Genomic DNA, 23,974 nt, shown 5'->3' with positions numbered 1-23,974 from the left:
AGGAGCACCGTGTGCTCGATAAGGAATAAATCATGAGTTGCATCAAAAACCGCCGTGCCGACGGCTCGATGTCGTCCAGCATCATCGACGACTTGAAAGGCGATCAATCCTGGCGGATTTTTCGCATCATCAGCGAATTTACCGAAGGCTTCGACGAGCTGTCCGGTTTGTGCGACGCGATTTCGATTTTCGGTTCCGCCCGTTTACCCCCCGAGCATTTTTATTATCAAAAAACCGTGGAACTGGCGGAAATGCTCAGCAAGGAAGGTTTTGCAGTGATCAGCGGCGGCGGCCCCGGTGTGATGGAAGCGGCCAACAAAGGTGCCATCCTGCACGATCAACCGTCTATCGGTTTGAACATCGAATTGCCGATGGAGCAAAAGCCCAACCCCTACCAAAATATTTCGCTGAATTTTCGCTATTTTTTCGTGCGCAAGGTGATGTTTGTACGCTACTCGATCGGCTACGTCTGCATGCCGGGCGGTTTCGGCACGCTGGACGAGTTCTTCGAAGCCTTGACCTTGATGCAAACCCACAAGATCTATCCTATCCCGCTGGTGTTGTTCGGCACCGACTTCTGGAGCGGCCTGATGGATTGGATGAAAGCCAAAATGATGGAATACGGCACCATTTCCGAGGAAGATTTGGCTCTGATCACCGTCACCGACGATCCGCAAAAAGTGGTGGATATCATGGTTGCGCATCGCGAGTGGAAAGATTTGCAGCGCAAAAATTAAGCGCGGCGCAACTTTCAGGACTCAACTCGGTCACATTTTTGTTAAACATAAGGATTTTTTATACACATGACTGCGACAAGTCTCAGCCCCAGCCAAGCCGCCTTACAGAATCTGAAAACCCACATCAATACCCAGATCATCGGCCAGGAAGTGCTGGTCGAGAGGATGCTGATCGCGCTGCTGGCCGATGGGCATTTGTTGGTGGAAGGTGCCCCGGGTCTGGCGAAAACTCGCGCCATTAACGTCCTTAGCCAAGGCATAGAAGCCGATTTTCACCGGGTGCAATTTACCCCGGATCTGTTGCCGGCCGACTTGACCGGCACCGAAATTTACCGGCCGCAGCAGGGTAGTTTCGAGTTTCAGAAAGGTCCGCTGTTTCATAACCTAATTTTGGCCGACGAAATCAACCGGGCGCCGGCCAAAGTCCAGGCCGCTTTGCTGGAAGCGATGGCGGAACGACAGATCACGGTCGGCAAAGCCACGTATCCATTGCCGCCCTTGTTCATGGTGATGGCTACGCAAAACCCTATCGAACAGGAAGGCACTTACCCCTTGCCGGAAGCGCAACTGGATAGATTTTTGCTGCATGTGAAAATTGATTATCCCAATGCCGAACACGAGCAGGCCATCCTGCATCTGGCCCGCGCAGAGGCTAAGGGCGCTTTGCAAAATCAGGGCAACGCGCAGCCTAAAGTGAGTCAGCAAGCTTTGTTCGCGGCGCGCGGTGAGGTGCTGGATTTATATCTGGCCGAAAGCTTGGAGCAATATCTGCTGCAAATCGTGCTGGCTACCCGAAATCCCGGCGTTTACGGTCAGGATTTGGCCGGCTGGATTCAATACGGCGCCAGTCCGCGCGCCAGCATCGCGCTGGACCGCTGTGCGCGGGCCAAGGCCTGGTTGCAACAGCGTGATTTCGTCGATCCGGGCGATATTCAGGATATGGCTTACGATGTGTTGCGCCACCGCCTGATTCTGTCTTACGAGGCGGAAGCCGAAGGCATTACCAGCGATTATGTGATCAAAGAACTGATAGCCAGAATTGCCGTACCCTGATGAATACGTCGCCAGCGGCCGATAATCCCAGGGTTACGGTCACTCTTAAAGCCTTGGTAGACCTGGCCAAACCGGCCGGCATGCTCAGTCTGGGCCATGCCAACATCCGCGCGGCGCAAAGCGGTAATTATCTGTCGCATCTGAAGGGGCGCGGCATGGCTTTCGACGAAACGCGGCTCTATCAACCGGGCGATGATGTGCGGCGTATCGATTGGCGCGTCACGGCCCGCACCGACAAACCGCACAGCAAGATTTTCAAGGAAGAACGGGAAAGGCCGATGTTCATCGCGGTGGATTACCGGGCCACCATGGCGTTTGCCACGCGCGGTGTGTTCAAATCCGTGCAGGCCGCCCGTTTGGCCGGTTTGTTGGCTTGGGCGGCGCTGAAGCAAGGCGACCGGATCGGCGGGCAGATTTTTAGCGACGCCGGTTGCCAGGAACTAAAACCGCAAACCGGTAAGCCGGCTTTGTTACGGTTTTTGAACGCCCTGGTTAATCCGGACTACAACGGCGCGGCCGTGGTCAATCTGGCGCAACCTTTGGCCAGGCTGCTGCATCATGCCCGACCCGGCAGCCGGGTGTATATTCTCAGCGATTTTCGCGGCATGAATAGCGCGGCCGAAAATCATCTGGCCAACCTGGCCCGGCATTGCGAAGTGGTATTGGTGCATATCGCCGATCCGCTGGAAAGCAGTTTACCGACTCAAGGCCGTTACCGTTTTACCGACGGCTGGCGCGAGGTATTGATCGACAGCGGCGATAAACAGCGGCTGCAAGCCTATCGGCAGCGCTTCCAGGACAGGCGGGAGTACTTGCAAAAGCTCGGCAATAAACTGCGTCTGACCTTGATACCCTGCACCACCCAGCAAGCACCTTTGGATGCGTTGAACGGCACCCGCGCGCGTCCGGCTGCCTAACCGGTTCCCGATCAATCCATGCAAACCCCCAATTCACCCAATTCTGTAGATTTGTCGTCACCGGAGCCGGAGGCGCAAAAAATCACGCCTGTCAGACCTATGGTATTGCTACTAAATATCGGTGCACTGAGCCTGCTGATGTTTGCCGGCGGCTGGGTGGGCGTCAAAATGATGATTCCGCCCGGCTATGCCAGTCCGCTATGGCCGCCGGCGGGAATTGCGCTGGCGGCACTGTTCCTGGGTGGGCGGTATCTATGGCCGGGCATATGGTTAGGCGCCACGCTGAGTAATTTTCTGGTCAATATCGATTTTTCCGGCCAATTGACGACCGAGACAGTGGTTTCCTCTTTGGTCATTGGTACCGGCAGCACCTTGCAAGCCTTGGTTGCCATCGCCCTTGTCAAAAACCATGTACAGCCGGGTTTGCCCAAGCTGGACAGCCCGGGCACTATCCTCAAGTTTTTTGGGCTGGTGGGTCCGGTTGCCTGTTTGATAGCGCCCAGTGTCGGTATTGGAGTGCTGTATTTATTGGAGCTGATGACCTCGTCGCAGCTATGGTTGTCCTGGCGCAACTGGTGGATTGGCGATAGCTTGGGCGTAATGATTATTACGCCGCTGTTATTTTGTTATTTCGGACGGCCCCGTGCGCTTTGGCAGGCACGGCGGCTGAGTGTGGCGCTACCCCTACTGGGTACGCTGTTGGCATTGATACTGGTGTTCCTGCAAGTATTCCAAGCCGAACGTGCCCGCATTCAGCAGGCTTTCGATAGTCGAGCCGGCGAAATAGACCGTCTGCTGGTGGAATATGCGGTTGATGTGATCGACAGCGCTTTGGCTTTAAGAGACGTATTTTTGGCATCCAGCGATGTGGATAGAGCCGAATTTAGCGTGTTTTCGCAGGGCATCCTGCAACGCCACCCGGAAATTCAGGCCCTGGAATGGCTGCCTCGTATCGCTCAAGCCGATTTGCCGGCCTTTGAGCAGGCTATTCGTGCCGAAGGATTTCCTAATTTCCAGGTTACCGAACGCGATAGCGCCGGCCAAGTGGTTAAGGCAACAGCCAGGCCCGAATATTTTCCTATCATGTTTGTGGAGCCGATGGCCGGCAACGAAAAAGCCTTCGGCTTCGACTCCCTGTCAAACCCGCTTAGCCGCCAAGCAAAAAACTTGGCGCGTGCCAGCGGTAAACCCACTGCCTCGCAAAAGCTGACACTCATGCAACGTAGCGATACGGATCCCGGCATTTTGGTTTCGATTCCGGTTAACCGGCAGGGCGCTGATGGTGACGCATTGGATATTGCCGGATTTGTATCTGCCATCATTTTGCCTGCCAGAATGGTGGAGATTGTCACCAGGGGCCTGAACATCGATGACCTGGGCATCGCCATCGATGATCTAGGCGCACCCGCAGGGCAAACCGGCTTGTTTGCAAAACCGGTACGCAACCCGGTGTCGTTGAATTATGAATTACGAAAATGGCAGCGCAGTTTTACATTTGTCGATCGCACCTGGCAAATCACCATTTCTCCCGATAGCCAATTTATCGGCGAACAGGGTTCATCACTGCCCCTGATTACCCTGATCGGAGGTCTTTGTTTTACCAGCCTGTTGAGCATTTTACTTCTTATCATCAGCGGTAGAACCGCCTCCGTGCAAGCCTTGGTGGAAGAACGTACTCGGGCGTTAGCCAATGCCATTGCTGAGTTGGAAATCTCGGCAAATATCGCCAGGGAATCGGAATTGAAATTGCGCACCGTCGTCGAATCGGAACCGGAGTGCGTGAAATTGCTGGCTCACGATGGCAGCTTGTTGCATATGAATCGCGCTGGTCTGGATATGATAGAGGCCGATACGCTGGAACAAGCTCAAAAAGGACGCCTGGTGGATTTGGTGTTGCCCAAGTATCGTGAGGCATTTTTAAAGCTGGCCCGGCGAGTCTTTGCTGGTGCATCCGGAACCCTGGAATTCGAAATCGTCGGTCTGAAAGGTCGGCAGCGCTGGTTCGATACCCATGCGGTGCCAATGCGTGATGCCGAAGGCAAGATCACCGCCCTATTGGGTTTAACCCGCGATATTACCGAACGCAAGCAAGCCGAAGAGCACCTGAAACTGGCCGCGCGGGTGTTCAGCGAGGCGCACGAAGGCATTCTGATTACCGACGCCGTCGGGATTATCATTGACGTGAATCCAACCTTTTGCGAGATTACCGGCTACAGCCGCGCGGAAGTCATCGGCCAAAACCCCAGCATGTTGCAGTCCGGCAAATACGGTGCGGATTTTTACCGGGATATGTGGCAAGCCTTACATGAAGCGCAGCACTGGCAAGGCGAATTATGGAATCGCAAAAAAAACGGCGAATTGTATGCGGAATGGCTGACGGTCTCGGCCTTGTGCGATGCCGACGGTAAGATCACTCACTATGTCGGGCTATTTTCCGATGTCACGCAGGCCAAGCAGCAGCAACAGCTGTTGGAATTATTTGCCCATTACGATCCGCTCACCCGCCTGCCGAATCGGATTTTATTCGCCGATCGCTTGAATCAGGCCATCGCCCACAGCAAGCGGGAAAACACCTTGTTGGCGATTTGTTTTCTGGACCTGGACGGGTTCAAGCCGGTCAACGACCAATTCGGCCACGATATTGGCGACCGGGTGCTGGTTGAAGTGGCGGAAAGAATCAAAAACGCGATTCGCGCGGAAGACAGCGTGTCCCGGCACGGCGGCGACGAATTTGCGCTGTTGTTGGGCAATGTAGACTCGATTGCGCAATGCGAACAAGCCATCATGCGGATTCATCGGGCGATTGCCCTGCCGTATGTCATCGACGATCAGCCGATTTCGGTTGGCGCCAGTAGCGGTTTTACCGTGTATCCTCTGGATGATGCCGGCGCCGACGCCTTATTGCGGCATGCCGACTATGCCATGTACCAGGCCAAATTGGCCGGCAAAAACCGTTGTCAGTTGTTCGATGCCAGCCACGACCAACAAGTCATGCATCGGCACCAACAATTGCGCGACATCGAAGCGGCGTTTTTAAACAACGAATTGTGCATGTATTACCAGCCCAAGGTCGACATTAAAACCGGCCAGGTTAAAGGCGTGGAAGCCTTGATCCGTTGGCAGCATCCGCAGCGCGGTATGGTGCCGCCGTTGGAGTTTCTGCCGGTGATTGCCTCCACCGATCTGGAAATCCGCATCGGCAATTGGGTAATCGCTCAAGCCTGCGAGCAGTTGGCGGGCTGGCATGCACGCGGCTTGCATTTGGAGGTTAGCGTCAATATCTCCTCCTATCATTTGCTGTGGTCCGGCATTGGCGCTTATATCGAAGAGACCTTGCGCCTTCATCCGGAAATGGATGCCCGCTATCTGCAATTGGAAATTCTGGAAAGCACCGCATTGGATGATTTGTCGGCGGTGAATCGGATTATCAAAAGCTGCCGGGAACAACTGGGCATCAGTGTGGCCTTGGACGATTTCGGTACCGGCTATTCGTCATTGACGCATTTGCGGCATTTGTCGGTGGATACCGTGAAAATCGATCAGACCTTTGTCCGCGACATGCTCGACGATCCCGACGACTACGCCATCATCGAGAGCGTCATTGCGCTCAGTCAGGCTTTTAACCGGGAAGTCGTGGCGGAAGGCGTGGAAAGTCAGGAGCAAGGTATCGTGCTGTTGTTGTTGGGTTGCCATCTGCTGCAAGGTTACGCGATTGCCCGTCCCATGCCCGCTGCGGCGATTGCCGACTGGGTGATTGCTTACCGGCCGTTCAGCGACTGGCAGATTTATGCGAATGCCGAGCTGTCGGCGGAACAGATCGAAATTGCGATTCGCCGCTTCGACACCCGGCAGTGGTTGCAGCGGGTGCACACCGGTCTGTTCGCAGAACCGCGCGACACTTTAAAAAGCTGGCCGATTATGGAGCAACGCCGTACCCATCTGGGACGCTGGTTAAAGCAAATACAACACGACAGACAGTATGCCCAGGATTGGTTGGAGCATATCGAACAATTACAACGGCAATTGCACGTGCTGGCCGAGAGTTTGCTCAGACGCTGCGAGGCCGGCCAGCGCGACGCCGCGCAGGCCGGTTTTAAGGAGCTGCGGGCTATTCAGCAGCAAATCGACGATCTGCTGATTTTGTATACCCCACTCCCCAATTTGGACGAGATGTAGATATTCAACATGGAACCATTGCCTTTAAAAGATATACATTTGCCCGATTCGGTGGCTTTTTGGCCGCCGGCGCCGGGCTGGTGGTTGTTGGCGGTGTTGCTGCCGTTACTGATTTTTTTGTGCCGTTATTTTTATAAGCGCATCCGCCGCCAGACAGCGGCCAAAACTGCCGCCAAATTGTTGTCCGCCATTCGCCGGGATAGCGGCGCCGATGCCAGGCAGACCTTGGCGGCTTTGTCTGCCTTGTTGCGGCGTGTAGCCATCAGTACCGCGCCGCGCAGCGATGTTGCCAGCTTGCGTGGCGAGGCTTGGTTAAGCTATCTGGACCAATTCCTGCCGGATGCGCCTTTTAGTCAAGGTCCCGGCCGCTGTCTGGCCGACGGTCATTACCGGCAAACGCCGCCGGCCGATGCTGAGCTGGAGGCGCTGTTCGAGCTGTGCGAACGCTGGTTGAAACAGCAGGCGAAAAAACCATGATCGAATTGCACTGGCCCTGGTTGTTATGGTTGTTGCCGCTACCGCTATTATTGCGTTGGCTGTTACCGGCGCGTGCCGTCGCTCAACAAGCGGCATTGAAAGTCCCGTTTCTGGACGATTTCGGTCCCAGCGCCAGCCGGGTGGTCAGCAGCGAGCGGCGCTGGCCTTTATGGCTGGCGGCTCTGGCCTGGTTGTGTTTGCTGATAGCGGCCGCTCGCCCGCAATGGCTGGGCGAACCCATCGAGCAAGCTGTCAGCGGCCGCGATTTGATGCTGGCGGTGGACGTGTCCGGCAGTATGCAGGAAGAAGATTTTATCCTCGGCAAGCAGCGCGTAGATCGGTTAACCGCCATCAAACAAGTGGCCGGCGAGTTTATTCAACGCCGGGTCGGCGACCGCCTGGGTTTGATCCTGTTCGGCACACAAGCTTACTTGCATGTGCCGTTAACCTTTGACCGCAAGACTGTGCAAACCTTGTTGCACGAGGCTTTTATCGGCATTACCGAGGACGACCCGAAAACCTCGATCGGCGACGCTATTGGTTTGGCTGTCAAACGTCTGCAACAGCAGCAAGATGCCAGCCGGGTGTTGATTTTGTTGACCGATGGCGCTAACACCGCCGGCGAATTGATGCCGTTAAAAGCCGCCGAACTGGCCGCCGACCATCACCTGAAAATTTATACGATAGGCATAGGCGCCGACGAAGTGTTGGTGCGCAGCCTGTTCGGCACCCGCCGGGTCAACCCGTCTGCCGATCTCGATGAAAAAACCCTGACCGCGATTGCCAATGCTACCGGCGGCCATTATTTCCGCGCCCGCAACACCGAAGAGCTGGAAAAAATCTACCGTATGCTGGATCAACTGGAACCGGTTGAAAAGGACAAACAATACTTCCGGCCGCGCAGCGAGCTGTTTTATTGGCCGCTGGGCCTGGCCTTGTTATTAACGGGCTGGTTAACTTTGGCTCGATTGAGGTGGTCGTGAATTTTGCCGATTTTCATTTCTTGCGGCCCTGGTGGTTGCTGGCTGTATTGCCGGCCGCACTGTTTTTGATCTTGCTGGTGCGGCATCGGCAAGGACGGGGTAATTGGAGCGAGGTGTGCGATGCCGAGTTGCTACCCTTTATTTTGCAAGACAAGCCATTGCAACAAGCGCGCGGCAATTTATTGGGTGCCGGTTTTGCCGTGTTGCTGACCATCATCGCGCTGGCCGGTCCGACCTGGCAGCGCTTGCCCGGCCCGGCTTTTAGAAACGATGCCGCGCTGGTGATTGCCTTGGATTTGTCCAAATCCATGGATGCCGCCGATATTAAACCCAGCCGCATCGGCAAGGCTCGCTACAAAATCGCCGATTTATTGAAGCAACGCAAGGACGGCCAAACCGCGCTACTGGTCTACGGCGGCGATGCCTTTACCGTCACACCGTTGACCAATGATACCGCTACCATCGACAGCCAATTGACCGCGCTGACCACCGACATCATGCCCAGTCCCGGCAGTAATACCGGCGTGGCGCTGAATGCCGCGGTGGCTTTGTTGCGCCAGGCCGGCCTAGTCAAGGGACATATCCTGCTGGTCACCGACGGCGTCGATGCCGATGTGGCCGAGCAGGCAGAACATTGGCTGGGCGATTACCGGCTCTCGGTGTTGGCGGTGGGGACGCCGGAAGGCGCGCCTATCCAGTTACAGGGTGCCGGGTTCTTAAAGGATAGTAACGGTGCCATCGTGGTTGCCAAGCTGGACGAAGCCGCGTTGAGCACATTGGCCCAGCATGGTCGCGGCATTTATCAGCCTGTAACCGCAAACGACGCGGATGTCGAAAATCTGGGGCGTTTGTTCAATAGCGCCGATACCGACAGCAAAAATCTGGATAGCAATTTGTTGTTGCAGCAATGGGATGAAAAAGGCCCTTGGCTGTTGCTGTTGGTCATACCCTGGGCGGCTTTGCAATTTAGAAAGGGCTTGTTATTGGCACTGCTGTGTTTATTGCCGTTGCCCAAAAATAGCTACGCGCTGGATTGGCAAAGCCTGTGGCAAACGCCCGATCAACGCGCCAAGCAGGCTTTCGAGCAGCAGCAATATCAACAAGCTGCCGAGCAGTTTGCCAATCCGGACTGGCGCGCTGCCGCTCAATACAAGGCCGGTCAATTCCAAGAAGCTGCCGAGACCTTGAAAAACACTCAAAGCGCGGAAGGCCATTACAATCGCGGCAATGCCTTGGCCCAGGCCGGCCAGTTGCAGGAAGCCGTGCAAGCCTATCAACAGGCGCTGCAACTCGATCCTAACCATCAGGATGCGAAATACAATAAGGAACTGGTCGAGAAGAAGCTGAAAGAACAGGAACAACAAAAGCAGCAGGACCATAACCAGCAGAACGATCAAAAGCAGGACAAACAGGATTCGTCCGATCAACAGCAGAAACAGCAGCAGGATAGCGAATCCGATCAAGCCGACAAAGATTCGCAGCAGGAGCAAAAGCCGCAGGACAAACAGCAATCTGAAACCAAGCAGGATGCCGAGCAGAACCAGGCGAAGGAAGACCAACAACAGTCCGAAGCCGAGGCCAAACAGTCAGAGCCGCCGCCCAAGCAAGAACCCTCCGACGCGGAAAAAGCCGCGCAAGCCACGGAAAAAAATGAAACTGAGCGCGCCAACGAGCAATTATTGAAGCGCATACCGGATGAGCCGACCGGCTTGTTGAAGCGTAAATTCAAATATCAATACGGACAGCGCAACCGAGCTAACCAGTCCGGTCCGGCATGGTAAATCCGCAGGCATGATGCACAAACCGAAATCCTAAGTGCGGCTTTGGCCCCGTGCAAACGCGGCACTCTTTTAACTTTCGATGCGATGAAATAATGGATATTGGCCTAATACTGATTTTGATCCTGATCAACGGCGTGTTTGCGATGTCGGAAATGTCTTTGGTTTCTTCCGGTCTGGCGCGCTTGCAGAAACTGGTCGGCGAAAAACGCGCGGGTGCGCGTACCGCATTGAAGTTGCACAAAGACCCGTCGCGGTTTTTGTCCACCGTGCAGGTCGGCATCACGTCTGTCGGTATTCTCAGTGGCGCGTTGGGTGAGGAGGCTTTGACCGAGCCCTTGCATAGTCAACTGCTGAACATTCCCCTGCTGGCGCCCTATGCGCAGAGCATTGCACTGATCGCAACGGTATTTCTGATTACTTATTGTTCGGTAGTGATCGGCGAACTGGTGCCCAAGCGTCTGGCCTTGCTGCATCCGGAGCGGATTGCGGTGTTTATCGCCCGGCCTATGCATACGCTGTCGCTGGTTGCCAGTCCGGTCGTCTGGCTGCTGTCGTCGTCCAGTACGCTGATCCTGCGGATATTCGGCGCGCATCGGCCGCCGCAGACCAGTGTTACCAACGAGGAAATCAAACTGCTGATGGAAATCGGCGCGGAAACCGGGGTGTTTCACGCCAGCGAAAGCCATTTGGTCGGCAACGTTTTGCAACTGGACGAACAAATGCTCGGCGCGGCCATGACGCCGAGACAGCAAATATATGCCATCGATTTGAGCGACGCCGAAGCGGAGATACGCGAGAAAATCGCCGACTGTCCGTATGCCCGGGCGGTCATTTGCCGGGACGGTCTGGAAAATGTGGTAGGAATATTGCAAAGAAGCGATCTGCTGAAGCTGGCGATGGCCGGCGCAGCCTTGGATATAGTGCCGCTACTGCATATGCCGCTGTACGTGCCGGAAGCGATGACCCTGAGCCAGTTGCTGGCGTTCTTTCAGGAAAAGCGGGCCGATCTGGCGTTGGTCGTCGACGAATATGGCGACATCGAGGGTTTGGTGACGCTTAGCGACGTGCTGAAAGCCATCGTCGGCCATCTACCCAGTCGCACCAATCTGGACGTCGATGTGGTGCAACGTAGCGATGGTTCGTGGTTGGTGGATGGCGGCTTATCGATTCAGCGCTTGAAATCGGTGATTGGTATGGACGGCAATTTACCCGGCGAGACCGACAATGCCTATCACACCGTCGGCGGCTTCATTCTGTTTTACCTGGAAAAAATTCCCCAAGTAACGGATAACTTTGAGTTTCGGCAATGGCGTTTCGAGATCGTCGATATCGACGGCACCCGCATCGACAAGGTGTTGGTCAGTCAAAAGCCGCCCGAGGCTGCAATTTAGCGGTTCGTTAAGCTGCGTTTGTGGGCCTAAAGCGCAATAGGCGCCAACCAAACTATCCGCTAACGTGGCTTGCATCGGGCATAGTCCGTTATTAGTTAATTGTTTGAAAAAGATTATTTTGCTTAAAGGAAAGACCATGACACCCACGCTCCAGACTCCATTTCGCTATTCGCCGTTTATGGCAGCGCTGTTTTTGCTGAGTTTTGCCTTACCCGCCCTTGGCGCCGATTTGAAACCGGTCCTGGAAGCCTCCCCCGCCTTATTAAAGCTGCTGAGCATCGCCGAGGTTAAACCCGGCGAAGTCGGCGAATCGCTGAATCTTTCGGCCAGGGTGGAATTGGATCAGCATAGGGTCGCGCGGATAGGCGCCTCGGTTACCGGGCGGATTACCGAAATCGATGCCATGCTCGGCCAAGCCGTGAAAAAGGGCGAACGCCTGGCGCTATTGAACAGCACCGAGCTGGGTAAAGCGCAGTCGGACTATTTAAAAGCCGCGTCGCAAGTCAATTTACGCCGGATTACCGTCAAGCGCGCCGAGCGCTTGCTGGAAAGCGGCGTGATCGCGGAGGCCGAGTTTCAGGAGCGGCAGAGCGTGTTGACCGAAGCGGATGTGGATTTACGCGCCGCCAGCGATCAGTTGCGGGTGATGGGCATGAGCGAAGCCGATTTAAAGCGCCTGGACAAACAACGCAGCATTCATTCTTTCTCGCCGGTCACAGCCAGCATCGATGGGGTAGTGATCGAGCGCAACGTCGCCATCGGCCAGGTGGTGCAGCCGGCGGACAGCTTGTATACCGTTGCGGACTTGTCGCAGCTGTGGCTGGTGGCGGAAATTCCCGAGCAACAAGCGCATTGGGCGCGGCAAGGCGATCAAGCTTTCGCCGAGGTGCCGGCGCTGCCGGGGCAGGAAGTTAGCGGCAAGCTGATTTATGTTGCCGATATGGTCGATTCAGACACCCGCACGGTGACGGTGCGGATGGCCTTGGCCAATCCGCATCGCCTGTTCAAGCCGCAAATGCTGGCCACCTTGAAAATCAGCAAGCCCGGTTCGCAGACCTTGATCGTGCCCAGTCAGGCAGTGGTTAGGGAAAATGATAGGGATTTTGTGTTTGTCGACACCGGGTCAGCACGTTTTGAATTGCGTCCGGTGCGGCTGGGTCGCGAAGAAGCCCAGAAACGGCCGTTGCTGGAAGGTTTGAAAGCCGGTGAAAAAATTGTCGTGGGCGGCGCGTTTCATTTGAATAACGAACGCCTGCGCAGCACCTTGGAGTAGAGCATGATTAATAGCCTTATAGCCGCCGCTCTGCATCAGCGCGTTCTGGTGGCAGTGCTGGCGGTGGCGGTCACGCTCTTTGGTGTGCGTGCCGTACAGCAGTTGTCGGTGGATGCCTTCCCGGATGTCACCAATATCCAGGTACAAATCGCCACCGAAGCCACCGGCCGCTCGCCGGACGAAGTCGAACGTCTGGTCACCGTGCCCTTGGAAATAGCGATGGCCGGCCTGCCCGGCCTGGAAGAAATGCGCTCCATGAACAAAAACGGCCTGTCCTTGATTACCTTGATTTTCACCGACAGCACCGAAGTGTATTTTGCCCGGCAATTGGTGATGGAACGGCTGATCGAGGTGAAACAGCAGATGCCGGAAGGCGTCAATCCGGTATTGGGGCCGGTCTCCACCGGCTTGGGTGAGGTCTATCAATACACCTTGGAACGCGACGACGACGGCCAGCGGGCCTTGACCCAGGAAGAATTGCAGCAACGCCGCGAAGCGCAGGATTGGGTAGTGCGGCCGCTGCTGCGCGGGATTCCCGGCGTTGCGGAAATCAATTCCCAGGGCGGCTATGTCAAGCAATACCAGGTGTTGGTCAATCCCAACCGCTTGCATCATTATCGGATTTCCTTGAATGAGGTATTCGAAGCCCTGGCCAGAAATAACGCCAACAGCGGCGGCGGCGTGCTGCCGCATTATGCCGAGCAGTATCTGATTCGCGGCGTTGGCTTGATTAACGACGTCAAAGACATCGGCAATATCGTCTTGAAGGAAGAAAACGCCGTGCCGGTGCATATGCACGATGTTGCCGAAGTCAAAATCGGCCATGAAGTTCGGGCGGGTGCAGTGCTGAAGAACGGCTATACCGAGGCGGTCGGGGGTATTGTGATGATGCTGCGCGGCGGTAATGCCAAGGAAGTGGTGGGCCGCATCAAGGCACGAGTGGCGGAAATCAACGCGAAAGGCATGCTGCCGCATGGCCTGAAAATTATCTCCTATTACGACCGTAGCGACCTGGTCGATGCGGCCTTGCATACCGTGACCAAGGTTCTGCTGGAAGGCATCGTATTGGTGGTGATCGTCTTGTTTCTGTTTCTGGGCGATGTGCGCTCCAGCTTGATCGTGGTCAGTACCTTGATCGTGACGCCCTTGGTGACGTTTATCGCAATGAATCAGCTCGGTCTTTCCGCCAATTTGATGTCACTGGGCGGCTTGGCGATTGCGATTGGTTTAATGGTGGACGGCTCGGTGGTGGTAGTGGAAAACGCGTTTCGACTGCTCGGCGAACGCAAGGGCCGCGCCACCAGCCGGGTGAAAGTAGTGATGACTGCCGCCCAGGAAGTGGCGACGCCGGTGTTGTTTGGCGTCGGCATTATCGTGCTGGTGTTTTTACCGCTGATGACTCTGCAAGGCATGGAAGGCAAGATGTTCGCACCGCTGGCGTATACCATCGCGATTGCCTTATTGGTTTCGCTGGTGCTGTCGCTGACTTTGTCGCCGGTATTGTGCGCCTTTTTACTGGAGGGACACGACGGCGAACACGACACTAAGCTGATTGCCTTCATTAAACGGATTTATCTACGTATGCTGGATTGGGCGATGGCCAATCGGCTGAAGGTGGTGGGTGGCGCGGTCGGCGTGTTCGCAGCGACACTAGCCTTGTTGCCTTTGCTGGGCACGTCGTTCATTCCGGAAATGAAGGAAGGTTCTATCGTGCCGGGCATCAACCGGATGCCGAACATTTCGCTTGAGGAAAGTATCAATGTGGAAATGCAGGCGATGAAAATGGTGATGGAAATTCCCGGCGTGAAAACCGTGGTCAGCGGCGTGGGTCGCGGCGAAAGTCCGGCCGATCCGCAAGCGCAAAACGAATCGACCCCCATCGTTACGTTGAAGCCGCGGGAAGAATGGCCGAAAGGCTGGAATCAAGACGACATCGCCGATGCGATGAGCGCGAAACTCACCGAAAACCTGCCCGGCATGCAGGTGGTGATGGCCCAGCCGATTTCCGACCGGGTGGACGAAATGGTAACCGGTGTGCGCTCCGACGTAGCGGTGAAAGTCTTCGGTGACGATTTGGCTGAACTGAAACGGCTGGCGGACGATATTGCCGGCGTTGCCAACAGCGTAAACGGTGCCCGCGATATTCGGGTCGAGCGCCTGACCGGTCAGCAATATTTGAATATCACCGTCGATAGGCAAGCCATCGCCCGCCACGGTTTGAATGCAGCGGACATTCACGATGTCATAGAAACCGCGATAGCCGGCAAGGTAGCGACCGAGATTTATCAGGGCGAACGGCGCTTTTCGGCGGCGGTGCGTTTGCCCGAGCAATTTCGGAACAATATCGGCGCCATCGATGCGTTGATGCTGACGTCCGCGAACGGCGCGCGCGTGCCGCTGGGCGATGTCAGCAACATCACCTTAAACGACGGTCCGGCCTTGATCAGCAGGGAAATGGGTAAACGCCGCATCGTGGTGGGTATTAATGTTCGCGACCGGGATTTGGGCGGTTTCGTGGCCGAATTGCAAAAAGCCGTGGCAGACAAGGTGCAATTGCCGGAAGGCTATTATTTGCAATGGGGCGGCCAATTCCAGAATATGGAACGGGCTTTGGGGCATTTGCAGATGATCATCCCGGTTACTATTGCGGCGATTTTCTTTTTGCTGTTTATGTTGTTTAAATCGCTACGCTTCGCCGCGTTGATTATTCTGGTACTGCCGTTTGCGTCCATTGGCGGCATCATCACGCTGTTTCTCAGCGGCGAATACCTGTCGGTACCGGCTTCGGTGGGATTCATCGCCTTGTGGGGCATAGCGGTGCTGAATGGCGTGGTGTTGGTATCGTATATCCGTTCCCAGCGGGAAAGCGGCCTGAGCCTGGAATATGCGATTCGGCGTGGCTGCGAACAGCGCTTCCGGCCGGTGATGATGACCGCCACGGTGGCCTTGCTGGGTCTGGTGCCGTTCTTATTTGCTATCGGTCCCGGTTCCGAAGTGCAAAAGCCCCTGGCTATCGTGGTGATAGGCGGCTTGATCAGTTCCACGCTGCTGACGCTGGTGGTATTGCCGGTGTTATACGGTTGGTTCGACGATCGCCGCGATATACATAAACCTTTCTCGATGAAGTAAATGAGCAATTGTATGCATAGACATTATTGCGCGTGGCTGTTGTATGGCCTGTTAATGCTGTTGAGCACCGCGATACAGGCGGCGGAGATTCAAGTGGCGGTTGATCGCAATCCGGTCGGCCTTAACGAATCGTTTCAGATTACCTTCACGGCCAGTGAAGATCCGGATGGCAACCCCGATTTCGCGCCCTTGCAGGAGAATTTCGAAATTCTCAGTCAGCAGCGCAGCAGCAACTCCTCGTGGGTGAACGGCAAAAGCAGCCGCAGCGAACAATGGATAGTCCGGGCAATGGCCAAACAAGCCGGAGAGTTGTTCATTCCGCCGATTGCCTTCGGTGCCGATAGCAGTAAGCCCTTGAAACTGGTCGTGAATGAAAATACCGCCGCTCCGCAAGGCAACGACGACATATTTCTGGAAGTGGCTGCCACGCCTGAGCAACCATACGTGCAGTCGCAGGTGCTGTACACGCTGAAGTTGTTCCGCAAGGTACAGATTACTCAGGCCAGTCTTAGCGAGCCGGAGATCAAGGATGCGCTGGTCGAAAAGCTGGGCGAGGACAGTACTTACGCCACCCAGATCAAGGGCGTGGATTATTGGGTGACCGAACGCAAATATGCGATTTTTCCGCAGCAAAGCGGCGTGTTTACCATTGCGCCGTTGATCTTGAACGCCGAATACATGAGCAATCAACGCCAGCCGCGTTTTAACGGTTTTTTCAACCGGCCCGATACAGAAACCCGCCGGGTGGCCTCCAAAGCCATCACCTTAAACGTGCAAGCGGTGCCGGCCAGCTTTAAAGGCCCGAACTGGTTGAGTGCTGAATCTGTAACGCTCAGCGAAACCTGGTCCGATGCGGGCTTGCAGACCAAAGTCGGCGAGCCTTTGACGCGCACCCTCACGCTGAGCGCAAAAGGTGCTACGGTTGGCCAGTTGCCGGAACTGCTCGATAAAACCGCTATCGACGGCATCAAAACCTATCCCGACCAACCGGTGCTGAAGGAAGATAAGGAAAGCGACGGCTTAACCGCACTACGCGAGGAAAAAATCGCCTTCATTCCCTCCAAGCCCGGCGAATACACCTTGCCGGCGCTGGATATTGCCTGGTTCAACACCAAAACGCAGAAAATGGAAACCGCCCACCTGCCCAGCGTCAAGCTAAAAGCTTTGGCCAGCGCTGAAGATGTGCACGCGTCCGCGCCCCCCGCTGCGGCGACCGTGCCGCAAGAGCCGGCAACCAGCCAAGTGCCCACATCGCCGATTACTGTTACCAGCAGCAGCGACACCCGCTTTTGGCAAGCTGTATCGGCGACTTTGGCACTGTGCTGGTTGCTGACTATCGTCGTCTGGTATCGCCGCCCGTCCGCCAAAGTGTCAACGGGCAAGCGCGTTGAGCAGGTGCCGGAAACCGCCATGGAAAAGACGCTGAAACGCGCTTGTTGGGAAAATAACCCGCAGGCCGCCAAGCAGGCCTTGCTGCAATGGGGTAAGGCCGAGTTCGGCGCGGAGAGTTTGGGCGCAATTGCAGCCTATTGTGCCGAGGCGCTCCGCGAAGAGATTTTGGCATTGAATCGCTTGTTATATTCCGGGCAGAATCGGGATTGGCAGGGGCAAAATCTGTGGCAGGCGTTTTCCGCTAAACCAACAGCGGTCAGCAGCGATGGGAAAAACGGCGATGGTTTGGAGCCCTTGTTCAAGATCTAAGGTTAGAAGCTGAGACAGACTCAGTCGCGGCCGTTCAGATGCGCCAAGGCCATATATAACGCGGCAATCGAGCGGGCTTCACTGCATTCGCCGCTGGCTAACAAGGTATCGATACTATTCAGCGGCCAAGGCACCACTTGCAGCTCTTCCGGTTCGTCGCCGACCAGTTTTTCCGGATACAGTTCTTCGGCGAGAATAATATCTATCGTGTGTTCCAAATAGGCCGGCGCCAGGGATACGCGGTGCAAATGGCGTAATTTGGCGGCGCCGTAACCGATTTCTTCTTTCAATTCCCGATTGGCGGCGTCCAGCATGTCCTCGCCGGCATCCAGCTTGCCTTTGGGTAAGCCCAGTTCGTAACGATGGATGCCGGCGGCGTATTCCCGAACCAGCAGCACGGTGTCGGGGTCCAGCATCGGCACAATCAGCACCGCGCCATGCGAGGCGCTGCGGGCCAGGCGCTCGTATTGGCGGCGCTCGCCGTTACTAAATTCCAGGTCCAGGGCTTCGATGCAGAATTGCCGGGTTTGGGCGATGACGGTTTGTTTCAGGATTTTCGGTCTGTTGGGCATCGGCTCAGGTTCTACAACTTGGTTGCTGATTGGTTGCTGAAGTGGATTTGCTTTCAATGCCAAGATCGGCGCGAAAGCAATTCTAACTGTTGGCTAACTTGAAAAATCCAACCACGTTTTGCAGTTGTTCGGCTTGCCCGTTCAATTCTTCGGCGGTTGCCGCCATTTCTTCCGAGGCGGCCGCGTTTTGTTGGGTTACTCTGTCCAGCTGACGCATGGCCTCGCTGATTTGTTTGATACCGCTGGCTTGTTCTGCTGACGCTGCATTGATCTCTTGCACCAGGTCTGCGGTTTTAACGATATCCGGCAACACATGGCCGATCAATACGCCGGCTTTTTCCGCAATCGATACGCTGTTGGACGCCAGTTCGTTGATTTCCGCCGCCGTGGTGCGGCTGCTTTCCGCCAGTTTACGGACTTCCGCCGCCACTACGGCAAAGCCTTTACCGTGTTCGCCGGCGGAAGCGGCTTCGATTGCCGCGTTTAAAGACAGCAAATTGGTTTTGTAGGCGATGTCTTCGATCAGCCCGATTTTTTTGGCGATGTGTTTCATAGCATTGACGGTTTCGATCACCGCTTCCCCGCCTTGTTTGGCCTCGCTGGCGGATTTGCCGGCCATCTGTTCGGTAACGTGAGCGTTTTCGGTATTTTGTTGCACCGAAGCGCTGAGTTGTTCGATGGAGCTGGTGGTTTCTTCGACACTGGCCGCTTGCTCGGTGGTGGCCTGACTGATCGATTGCGCGGTAGCGCTGACTTCCTTGGACGCCGAGCTTAATACGTCGGCGTTGCCGAGAACTTGCTGAACGACGTTACTGAGCTGGTCGCGCATGCTTTTTAAATCGTACAGCAAACTGCTGCTGTCGCCTTCCCGCAGTTCTATCGCCACGGAAAGGTCGCCGGCGGCCATGGTATTGACCGCTTCGGCGGCATAGCTGGGTTCTCCGCCAAGCTGCGTCATTAAGCTTTTAGTGATCAGATAGCCGGCAACGCCTCCAATCACCACGGAAATTAGCGCCAGTGCGGTAATCAAGTTCACGCTTTGGTTAACCGTTTCCTTGGCTTCTACTCCGGATTGTTTCATTAGCTTGGTTTGAAACTCGATTAGTAAATTGACCGCATCGATATAACTAGTTTGCAATTTTCTAACTTGGGACAGCAGGAAATCCGCAGCTTCCGCCTGCTTGCCTGCGCCGGCGAGTTTGATGAACTGATCCTGGGCAGCAATGTAAGGTGTACGGGCATCCAGCACTTTTTTGAGTACGGATTTACCTTCCGCGCTGGTAATGCTCTCGTCGAGTTTATCCAGGTTTTCCTTAATAGCTCGACGCGCGTCTTGGATACGGCTAAGTTCCTTGTCGATGGTGGCTTGGTCTTTGACAATCAGGGTGTTGCGCATCGAGCGCGCGATAATATTGATATTGTCGATGACATTATTGGCCCAGACCGTTTTCGGAAATTTATCGTTGACCATATTGTCGATGTTGGACAGCAGGTCGTTCATACCGTTGATGCTGATGCCGGCAATCATGGCCAATAACAGTAGGACACCACTGAATCCCAATCCTAAACGGGTTCGCACTTTCATTGTACTCATGAATTTAACTCCTTTCGACGGCTGAAGCCGGAACAAAACAGATATAAAAGCTTTTAATCCTTTTTCTTATAGACATCAAGCCTAGCTGAACTTGGCGATTTTCCGGTTAGAATAAAAAACTAATTTAGGCTGTGTTCGGGAACGACAAGAGCTATTGAATGATAAGGATAAATTGAAATGCTCGACTGGAAACAAATCGATACCGTACTGTTGGATATGGACGGCACTTTGCTGGATTTGAATTTCGATAATCATTTTTGGCAGGAGTTTGTACCCTTGCGCTTTGCCGAACTGCACAGCCTATCGCTTGAGGACGCCAAACAGCAGTTGGCGCCGCGTTTCAAGGCGATGGAAGGCAAACTGGAATGGTATTGCCTGGATTATTGGACTCAGGAATTAGCCTTGAATATCGCCGGGCTGAAGCAGGAGTTGGCAGGCTTGATTGCCGTGCATCCACATGTCACCGAGTTTTTGGATGCGGTGCGAGCCAGTGGCAAGCGTTTATTGCTGGTGACGAACGCGCACCGCGACAGCTTGAATCTGAAAATGGAAAAAACCTGTCTGCATGGGTTTTTCGACGAAATCGTTTCGTCGCACGATTTTGGTTTTGCCAAGGAGCAGCAAGGTTTTTGGCAAATCCTGCAAGACAAACATCTGTTTGAAAAGGACAGAACGCTGCTGGTAGACGATAGTGTTGCGGTGCTGACGTCCGCCCGGACTTTCGGCATTGCTCATCTGGTGTCGATCAGCAAGCCGGATAGTCGACGCCCGGTTAAGCAGGTTGCTGAGTTTGCGGCGGTGGAGGATTTTCGGGCGTTGATGCCTGGTTTGTAGCAGTTGCGGGGCGCGGTGGCCGGTGCTCCCTGGGTTTGTGCTCTGAACGCGGCGGGCGTTTGTCGCGCTGCATCATGACCCGTTCGCGCGGTTCGCGGCGTTCGGGTTTGATCACGTCTTCTACCATCAATTCCGGCGTAATGGTTTGCACCGGCACTTTCTCGCCGATGTAATCCTCGATGTCCGGCATCGAATACGCGTATTCTTCGCAAATAAAACTGATAGCCTCGCCGCTGGCACCGAATCGCGCGGTACGGCCAATCCGGTGCACGTAATCTTCAACGTCCTGCGGCAAGTCGTAATTGAACACATGCGAGACATCGGGAATATGCAGGCCGCGCGCCGCGACGTCGGTAGCAATCAACAGCGTCACCCGATTTTCCTGGAAGTCGTTGAGCAGACGCTGGCGCTTTTCCTGCGGCACGTCGCCGCTGAGCATCGCGGTTTTGTGGCCGTTGGCTTGCAGATAATCGTCCAGCTGTTCGGCGCAACGTTTGGTATTGACGAAGACAATGCTGCGCTGCGGTTGATGCTGTTTTAGCAAGCCCAGCAATAGCGGGATTTTTTGTTCGTTGGCCGGACAGTAAGCCACCTGGTTGATGGCTTTGGATGTCACTTCCTCGGATTCGATGCGAATCAGCACCGGGTTGTTCATGTGCTCGTAAGCTAGTTCGGTCACTTTATAAGACAGTGTGGCCGAGAACAGCATATTCAGGCGCTTTTCCGCCGGCGGCATGCGGCGCAGCAAGAAGCGGATGTCCTTGATAAAGCCCAGATCGAACATGCGGTCGGCTTCGTCCATCACGGTGACTTGAATGTTATCCAGCGTGAAGGCGCCCTGCCGGTAAAAATCGATAATCCGGCCCGGTGTGCCGATAATGATGTCGACATTGCCTTTGATTTTATCCAGCTGCTTTTGGTAGTCCGTGCCGCCGTAGATCAAGGCAAACTTCAGGTTCAGATACTTGCTCAAGGCCAGTGCATCTTTATGAATCTGAATCGCCAGCTCTCGAGTTGGTGCCAGAATCAGCGCGCGCGGGTTTTTGATTTTTTCGCTTTCGTCGTTGATCAGATGCTGAAAGGTCGCTAGTAGGAACGTGGCGGTTTTGCCGGTGCCGGTTTGGGCTTGGCCGGCAATGTCTTTGCCCCGCAATGACAAGGGCAAGGACTTATCCTGAATGGGCGTGCAGTTGATGAATCCTGCTTCTTTCAGACCTTTAATGATGGAGTCGGACAGCTCCAAATTGCTAAAACGCGTTTCCGTTAAATGTGTTTTCTTCATAGCCCGATAGAATAAACTAAAAAGCCGCGCGGTTGAAATCGATTGACAATTAAAGCGCCGCGAAACTATAGTCTTGACTTTGTAAACTAATGGAGAATGGCGTGAGCGACCTAGTCCTTCATGTATCAGACGCTGATTTTAATGAAACTGTGTTGAAAGCCGGTACGCCGGTATTGGTCGATTATTGGGCAGAATGGTGTGGTCCGTGCAAAATGATTGCCCCGGTTTTGGATGAAATTGCATCCGAGTATCAAGGCAAACTCACTGTTGCCAAGCTGAATATCGACGAAAACCCCAAAACGCCTCAGCACTACGGTGTGCGTGGCATTCCGACTTTGATGCTTTTCAAGGGCGGCGAAGTGGAAGCGACTAAAGTTGGCGCCTTAACCAAATCCCAATTGGCTGCGTTTATCGATAGCAACATCTAAATCAAGCCGAATCACCGGATTTATTAAAAATGTTTTTGATAAGTCCGGTTATTGCGCTAGAATTTTCTCCGCTTGCTTCTTCGCATCTGAACGTCCTTAATTAATCCAACAACTACCTTCCGCTGTAAACAGCACTCTGCTGTTTTGCATTTCTTTCATTTCCCTTAATCAACATGAATCTTACCGAGTTAAAACTTAAACAAGTCACTGAAATCATTGCAATTGCCGAGTCTTTGGGCCTGGAAAATATCGACAGAGCCCGAAAGCAGGAATTGATTTTTGCGATTTTGAAGAAACAGGCGAAGAGCGGTGAAGATATTTTTGGCGATGGGGTTTTGGAGATACTGGCGGACGGATTCGGTTTTTTAAGAACCCCCGGTTGTTCTTATTTGGCGGGACCGGACGACATTTATGTATCGCCCAGTCAGATCAGACGCTTTGGATTACGCACCGGCGACACAGTCAGCGGCAAAATCCGCCCACCCAAGGAAGGCGAACGTTATTTCGCGATGTTGAAGGTGGAAAGCATCAACTTCGAATCCCCCGAGCAATCCAAAAACAAGATTTCCTTTTCCAACCTGACGCCGCTGTTTGCCAACAAACGTTTTCGTTTGGAACAAGGCAACGGTACCAGCGAAGATTTAACCGCCCGCATCATCGATTTGATTGCCCCTATAGGTAAGGGCCAGCGCGGCCTGATCGTTTCGCCGCCGAAAGCCGGTAAAACCATGATCATGCAAAGCATCGCCCACGCAATTGCAGAGAATAATCCCGAATGTTATCTGATCGTGTTGCTGATCGACGAGCGTCCGGAAGAGGTGACCGAGATGGAGCGTTGCGTGCGCGGCGAAGTGGTTTCCAGTACCTTCGACGAACCGGCCACCCGCCACGTGCAAGTAGCCGATATGGTGATCGAAAAAGCCCGCAGAATGGTGGAGCACAAGCACGACGTGGTTATCCTGTTAGACTCGATTACCCGTCTGGCCCGCGCGTACAACATGGTAGTGCCGTCTTCCGGCAAATTGTTGTCCGGCGGTGTTGACGCCAATGCGCTGGAAAAACCCAAACGCTTTTTCGGTGCGGCGCGGAATATCGAAGAAGGCGGCAGTTTGACCATCATCGCCACCGCACTGGTGGAAACCGGCTCACGGATGGACGAGGTGATCTTCGAAGAGTTCAAAGGTACCGGTAACATGGAACTGCATCTGGAGCGGAAAATCGCTGAAAAACGGATCTATCCGGCCATTAATATCAATCGCTCCGGCACCCGCCGCGAAGAATATCTGGTTGATCCTGACGAACTGCAAAAAACCTGGATTTTGCGCAAAATCCTGCAACCGATGGACGAATTGGCCGCATCCGAGTTTTTGTTAGGCAAACTCAAAGACTTTAAAACCAACGCCGCGTTCTTCGAGTCTATGAAACGATAAGTACCAAACTCCGGCCGACGAGCGATACGCATCGCTCGTCGCAAGTTAGCCAAACAATCTCCAATCCTGTTTTACTTCCCCAGTTTTATCCATAAAACACAAAAGCCTATCCTCAGTCTGAGGCGCAGGTAGCCGCGCAGCAACACATTTGATGGTTATCGATGCGATTAATTTTGTTATATTGCGCGACGACCTTAAACGAGGAGTACGGCCTTG

Annotated in this window: 17 protein-coding genes; 14 read left to right on the top strand and 3 right to left on the bottom strand. The window is 54.5% G+C overall.

Features of this window, described 5'->3' with window-relative positions; genetic code table 11:
- Nucleotides 1–32: 32 nt before the first annotated feature.
- The 11 genes from A1332_RS15090 to A1332_RS15040 all read left to right on the top strand — a co-directional run bounded on the left by A1332_RS15090 (nt 33) and on the right by A1332_RS15040 (nt 17,618).
- The gene (locus A1332_RS15090) at nt 33–737 is read left to right on the top strand and encodes a TIGR00730 family Rossman fold protein (protein ID WP_064009291.1); all 705 of its coding nucleotides are present in this window, start codon (nt 33–35) and stop codon (nt 735–737) included.
- A gap of 66 nt (nt 738–803) precedes the next feature.
- The gene (locus tag A1332_RS15085; protein WP_064009290.1) at nt 804–1,790 is read left to right on the top strand and encodes an AAA family ATPase; all 987 of its coding nucleotides are present in this window, start codon (nt 804–806) and stop codon (nt 1,788–1,790) included.
- On the top strand, nt 1,790–2,707 hold the full coding sequence (locus tag A1332_RS15080; RefSeq protein ID WP_064009289.1) for a DUF58 domain-containing protein: 918 nt from the start codon (nt 1,790–1,792) through the stop codon (nt 2,705–2,707). The genes A1332_RS15085 and A1332_RS15080 overlap by 1 nt, the downstream gene beginning before the upstream one ends.
- An 18-nt stretch (nt 2,708–2,725) precedes the next feature.
- The gene (locus A1332_RS15075) at nt 2,726–6,883 is read left to right on the top strand and encodes an EAL domain-containing protein (RefSeq protein WP_064009288.1); all 4,158 of its coding nucleotides are present in this window, start codon (nt 2,726–2,728) and stop codon (nt 6,881–6,883) included.
- Nucleotides 6,884–6,892: 9 nt separating this feature from the next.
- Nucleotides 6,893–7,360, top strand: coding sequence for a DUF4381 domain-containing protein (locus tag A1332_RS15070; RefSeq protein WP_064009287.1), 468 nt, complete (start codon nt 6,893–6,895; stop codon nt 7,358–7,360).
- On the top strand, nt 7,357–8,343 hold the full coding sequence (locus A1332_RS15065; RefSeq protein ID WP_064009286.1) for a vWA domain-containing protein: 987 nt from the start codon (nt 7,357–7,359) through the stop codon (nt 8,341–8,343). Before A1332_RS15070 ends, A1332_RS15065 begins: the two co-directional genes overlap by 4 nt.
- Nucleotides 8,340–10,124, top strand: coding sequence for a vWA domain-containing protein (locus A1332_RS15060; RefSeq protein ID WP_064009285.1), 1,785 nt, complete (start codon nt 8,340–8,342; stop codon nt 10,122–10,124). Before A1332_RS15065 ends, A1332_RS15060 begins: the two co-directional genes overlap by 4 nt.
- A 92-nt stretch (nt 10,125–10,216) precedes the next feature.
- Entirely contained in the window at nt 10,217–11,515 is a 1,299-nt protein-coding gene (locus A1332_RS15055; RefSeq protein WP_064009284.1) for a hemolysin family protein, read from the top strand.
- 136 nt (nt 11,516–11,651) lie between these two features.
- The gene (locus tag A1332_RS15050; RefSeq protein ID WP_231890309.1) at nt 11,652–12,788 is read left to right on the top strand and encodes an efflux RND transporter periplasmic adaptor subunit; all 1,137 of its coding nucleotides are present in this window, start codon (nt 11,652–11,654) and stop codon (nt 12,786–12,788) included.
- A gap of 3 nt (nt 12,789–12,791) precedes the next feature.
- Nucleotides 12,792–15,917, top strand: coding sequence for an efflux RND transporter permease subunit (locus A1332_RS15045; protein ID WP_064009282.1), 3,126 nt, complete (start codon nt 12,792–12,794; stop codon nt 15,915–15,917).
- Nucleotides 15,918–15,929: 12 nt separating this feature from the next.
- The gene (locus A1332_RS15040; protein WP_231890308.1) at nt 15,930–17,618 is read left to right on the top strand and encodes a BatD family protein; all 1,689 of its coding nucleotides are present in this window, start codon (nt 15,930–15,932) and stop codon (nt 17,616–17,618) included.
- 20 nt (nt 17,619–17,638) lie between these two features.
- Here the strand turns inward: A1332_RS15040 and nudE are convergent, their stop codons facing one another.
- Both nudE and A1332_RS15030 read right to left on the bottom strand, forming a co-directional pair.
- Complete coding sequence (gene nudE / locus A1332_RS15035; protein ID WP_064009314.1) at nt 17,639–18,190, bottom strand: ADP compounds hydrolase NudE; 552 nt, start codon at nt 18,188–18,190, stop codon at nt 17,639–17,641.
- Nucleotides 18,191–18,272: 82 nt separating this feature from the next.
- Nucleotides 18,273–19,784 (bottom strand): methyl-accepting chemotaxis protein, encoded by a 1,512-nt coding sequence (locus tag A1332_RS15030; protein WP_064009280.1) that lies wholly within the window; start codon nt 19,782–19,784, stop codon nt 18,273–18,275.
- Between the two features lie 177 nt (nt 19,785–19,961).
- On the opposite strand from A1332_RS15030, the gene yrfG reads away from it, so the two are divergent.
- Nucleotides 19,962–20,618, top strand: a complete 657-nt coding sequence (yrfG, locus tag A1332_RS15025) for a GMP/IMP nucleotidase (RefSeq protein ID WP_064009279.1) — start codon at nt 19,962–19,964, stop codon at nt 20,616–20,618.
- On the opposite strand, the gene rhlB is transcribed toward yrfG, so the two are convergent.
- Entirely contained in the window at nt 20,557–21,900 is a 1,344-nt protein-coding gene (rhlB, locus tag A1332_RS15020; RefSeq protein ID WP_064009278.1) for an ATP-dependent RNA helicase RhlB, read from the bottom strand. The genes yrfG and rhlB overlap by 62 nt on opposite strands.
- A 101-nt stretch (nt 21,901–22,001) precedes the next feature.
- Between rhlB and trxA the strand changes: the two genes are divergently transcribed.
- Complete coding sequence (gene trxA / locus A1332_RS15015) at nt 22,002–22,328, top strand: thioredoxin TrxA (RefSeq protein WP_064009313.1); 327 nt, start codon at nt 22,002–22,004, stop codon at nt 22,326–22,328.
- Nucleotides 22,329–22,501: 173 nt separating this feature from the next.
- Nucleotides 22,502–23,758: a transcription termination factor Rho gene (gene rho, locus A1332_RS15010; protein ID WP_020483996.1), complete on the top strand. Its 1,257-nt coding sequence runs from the start codon at nt 22,502–22,504 to the stop codon at nt 23,756–23,758.
- Nucleotides 23,759–23,974: the final 216 nt, after the last annotated feature.

Origin of the sequence: Methylomonas methanica, assembly GCF_001644035.1 — a bacterium.
Classification (GTDB): domain Bacteria; phylum Pseudomonadota; class Gammaproteobacteria; order Methylococcales; family Methylomonadaceae; genus Methylomonas; species Methylomonas methanica_A.
The sequence above is the reverse complement of the archived record's forward strand: the minus strand, read 5'-3'. Positions and strand labels throughout refer to the sequence as shown.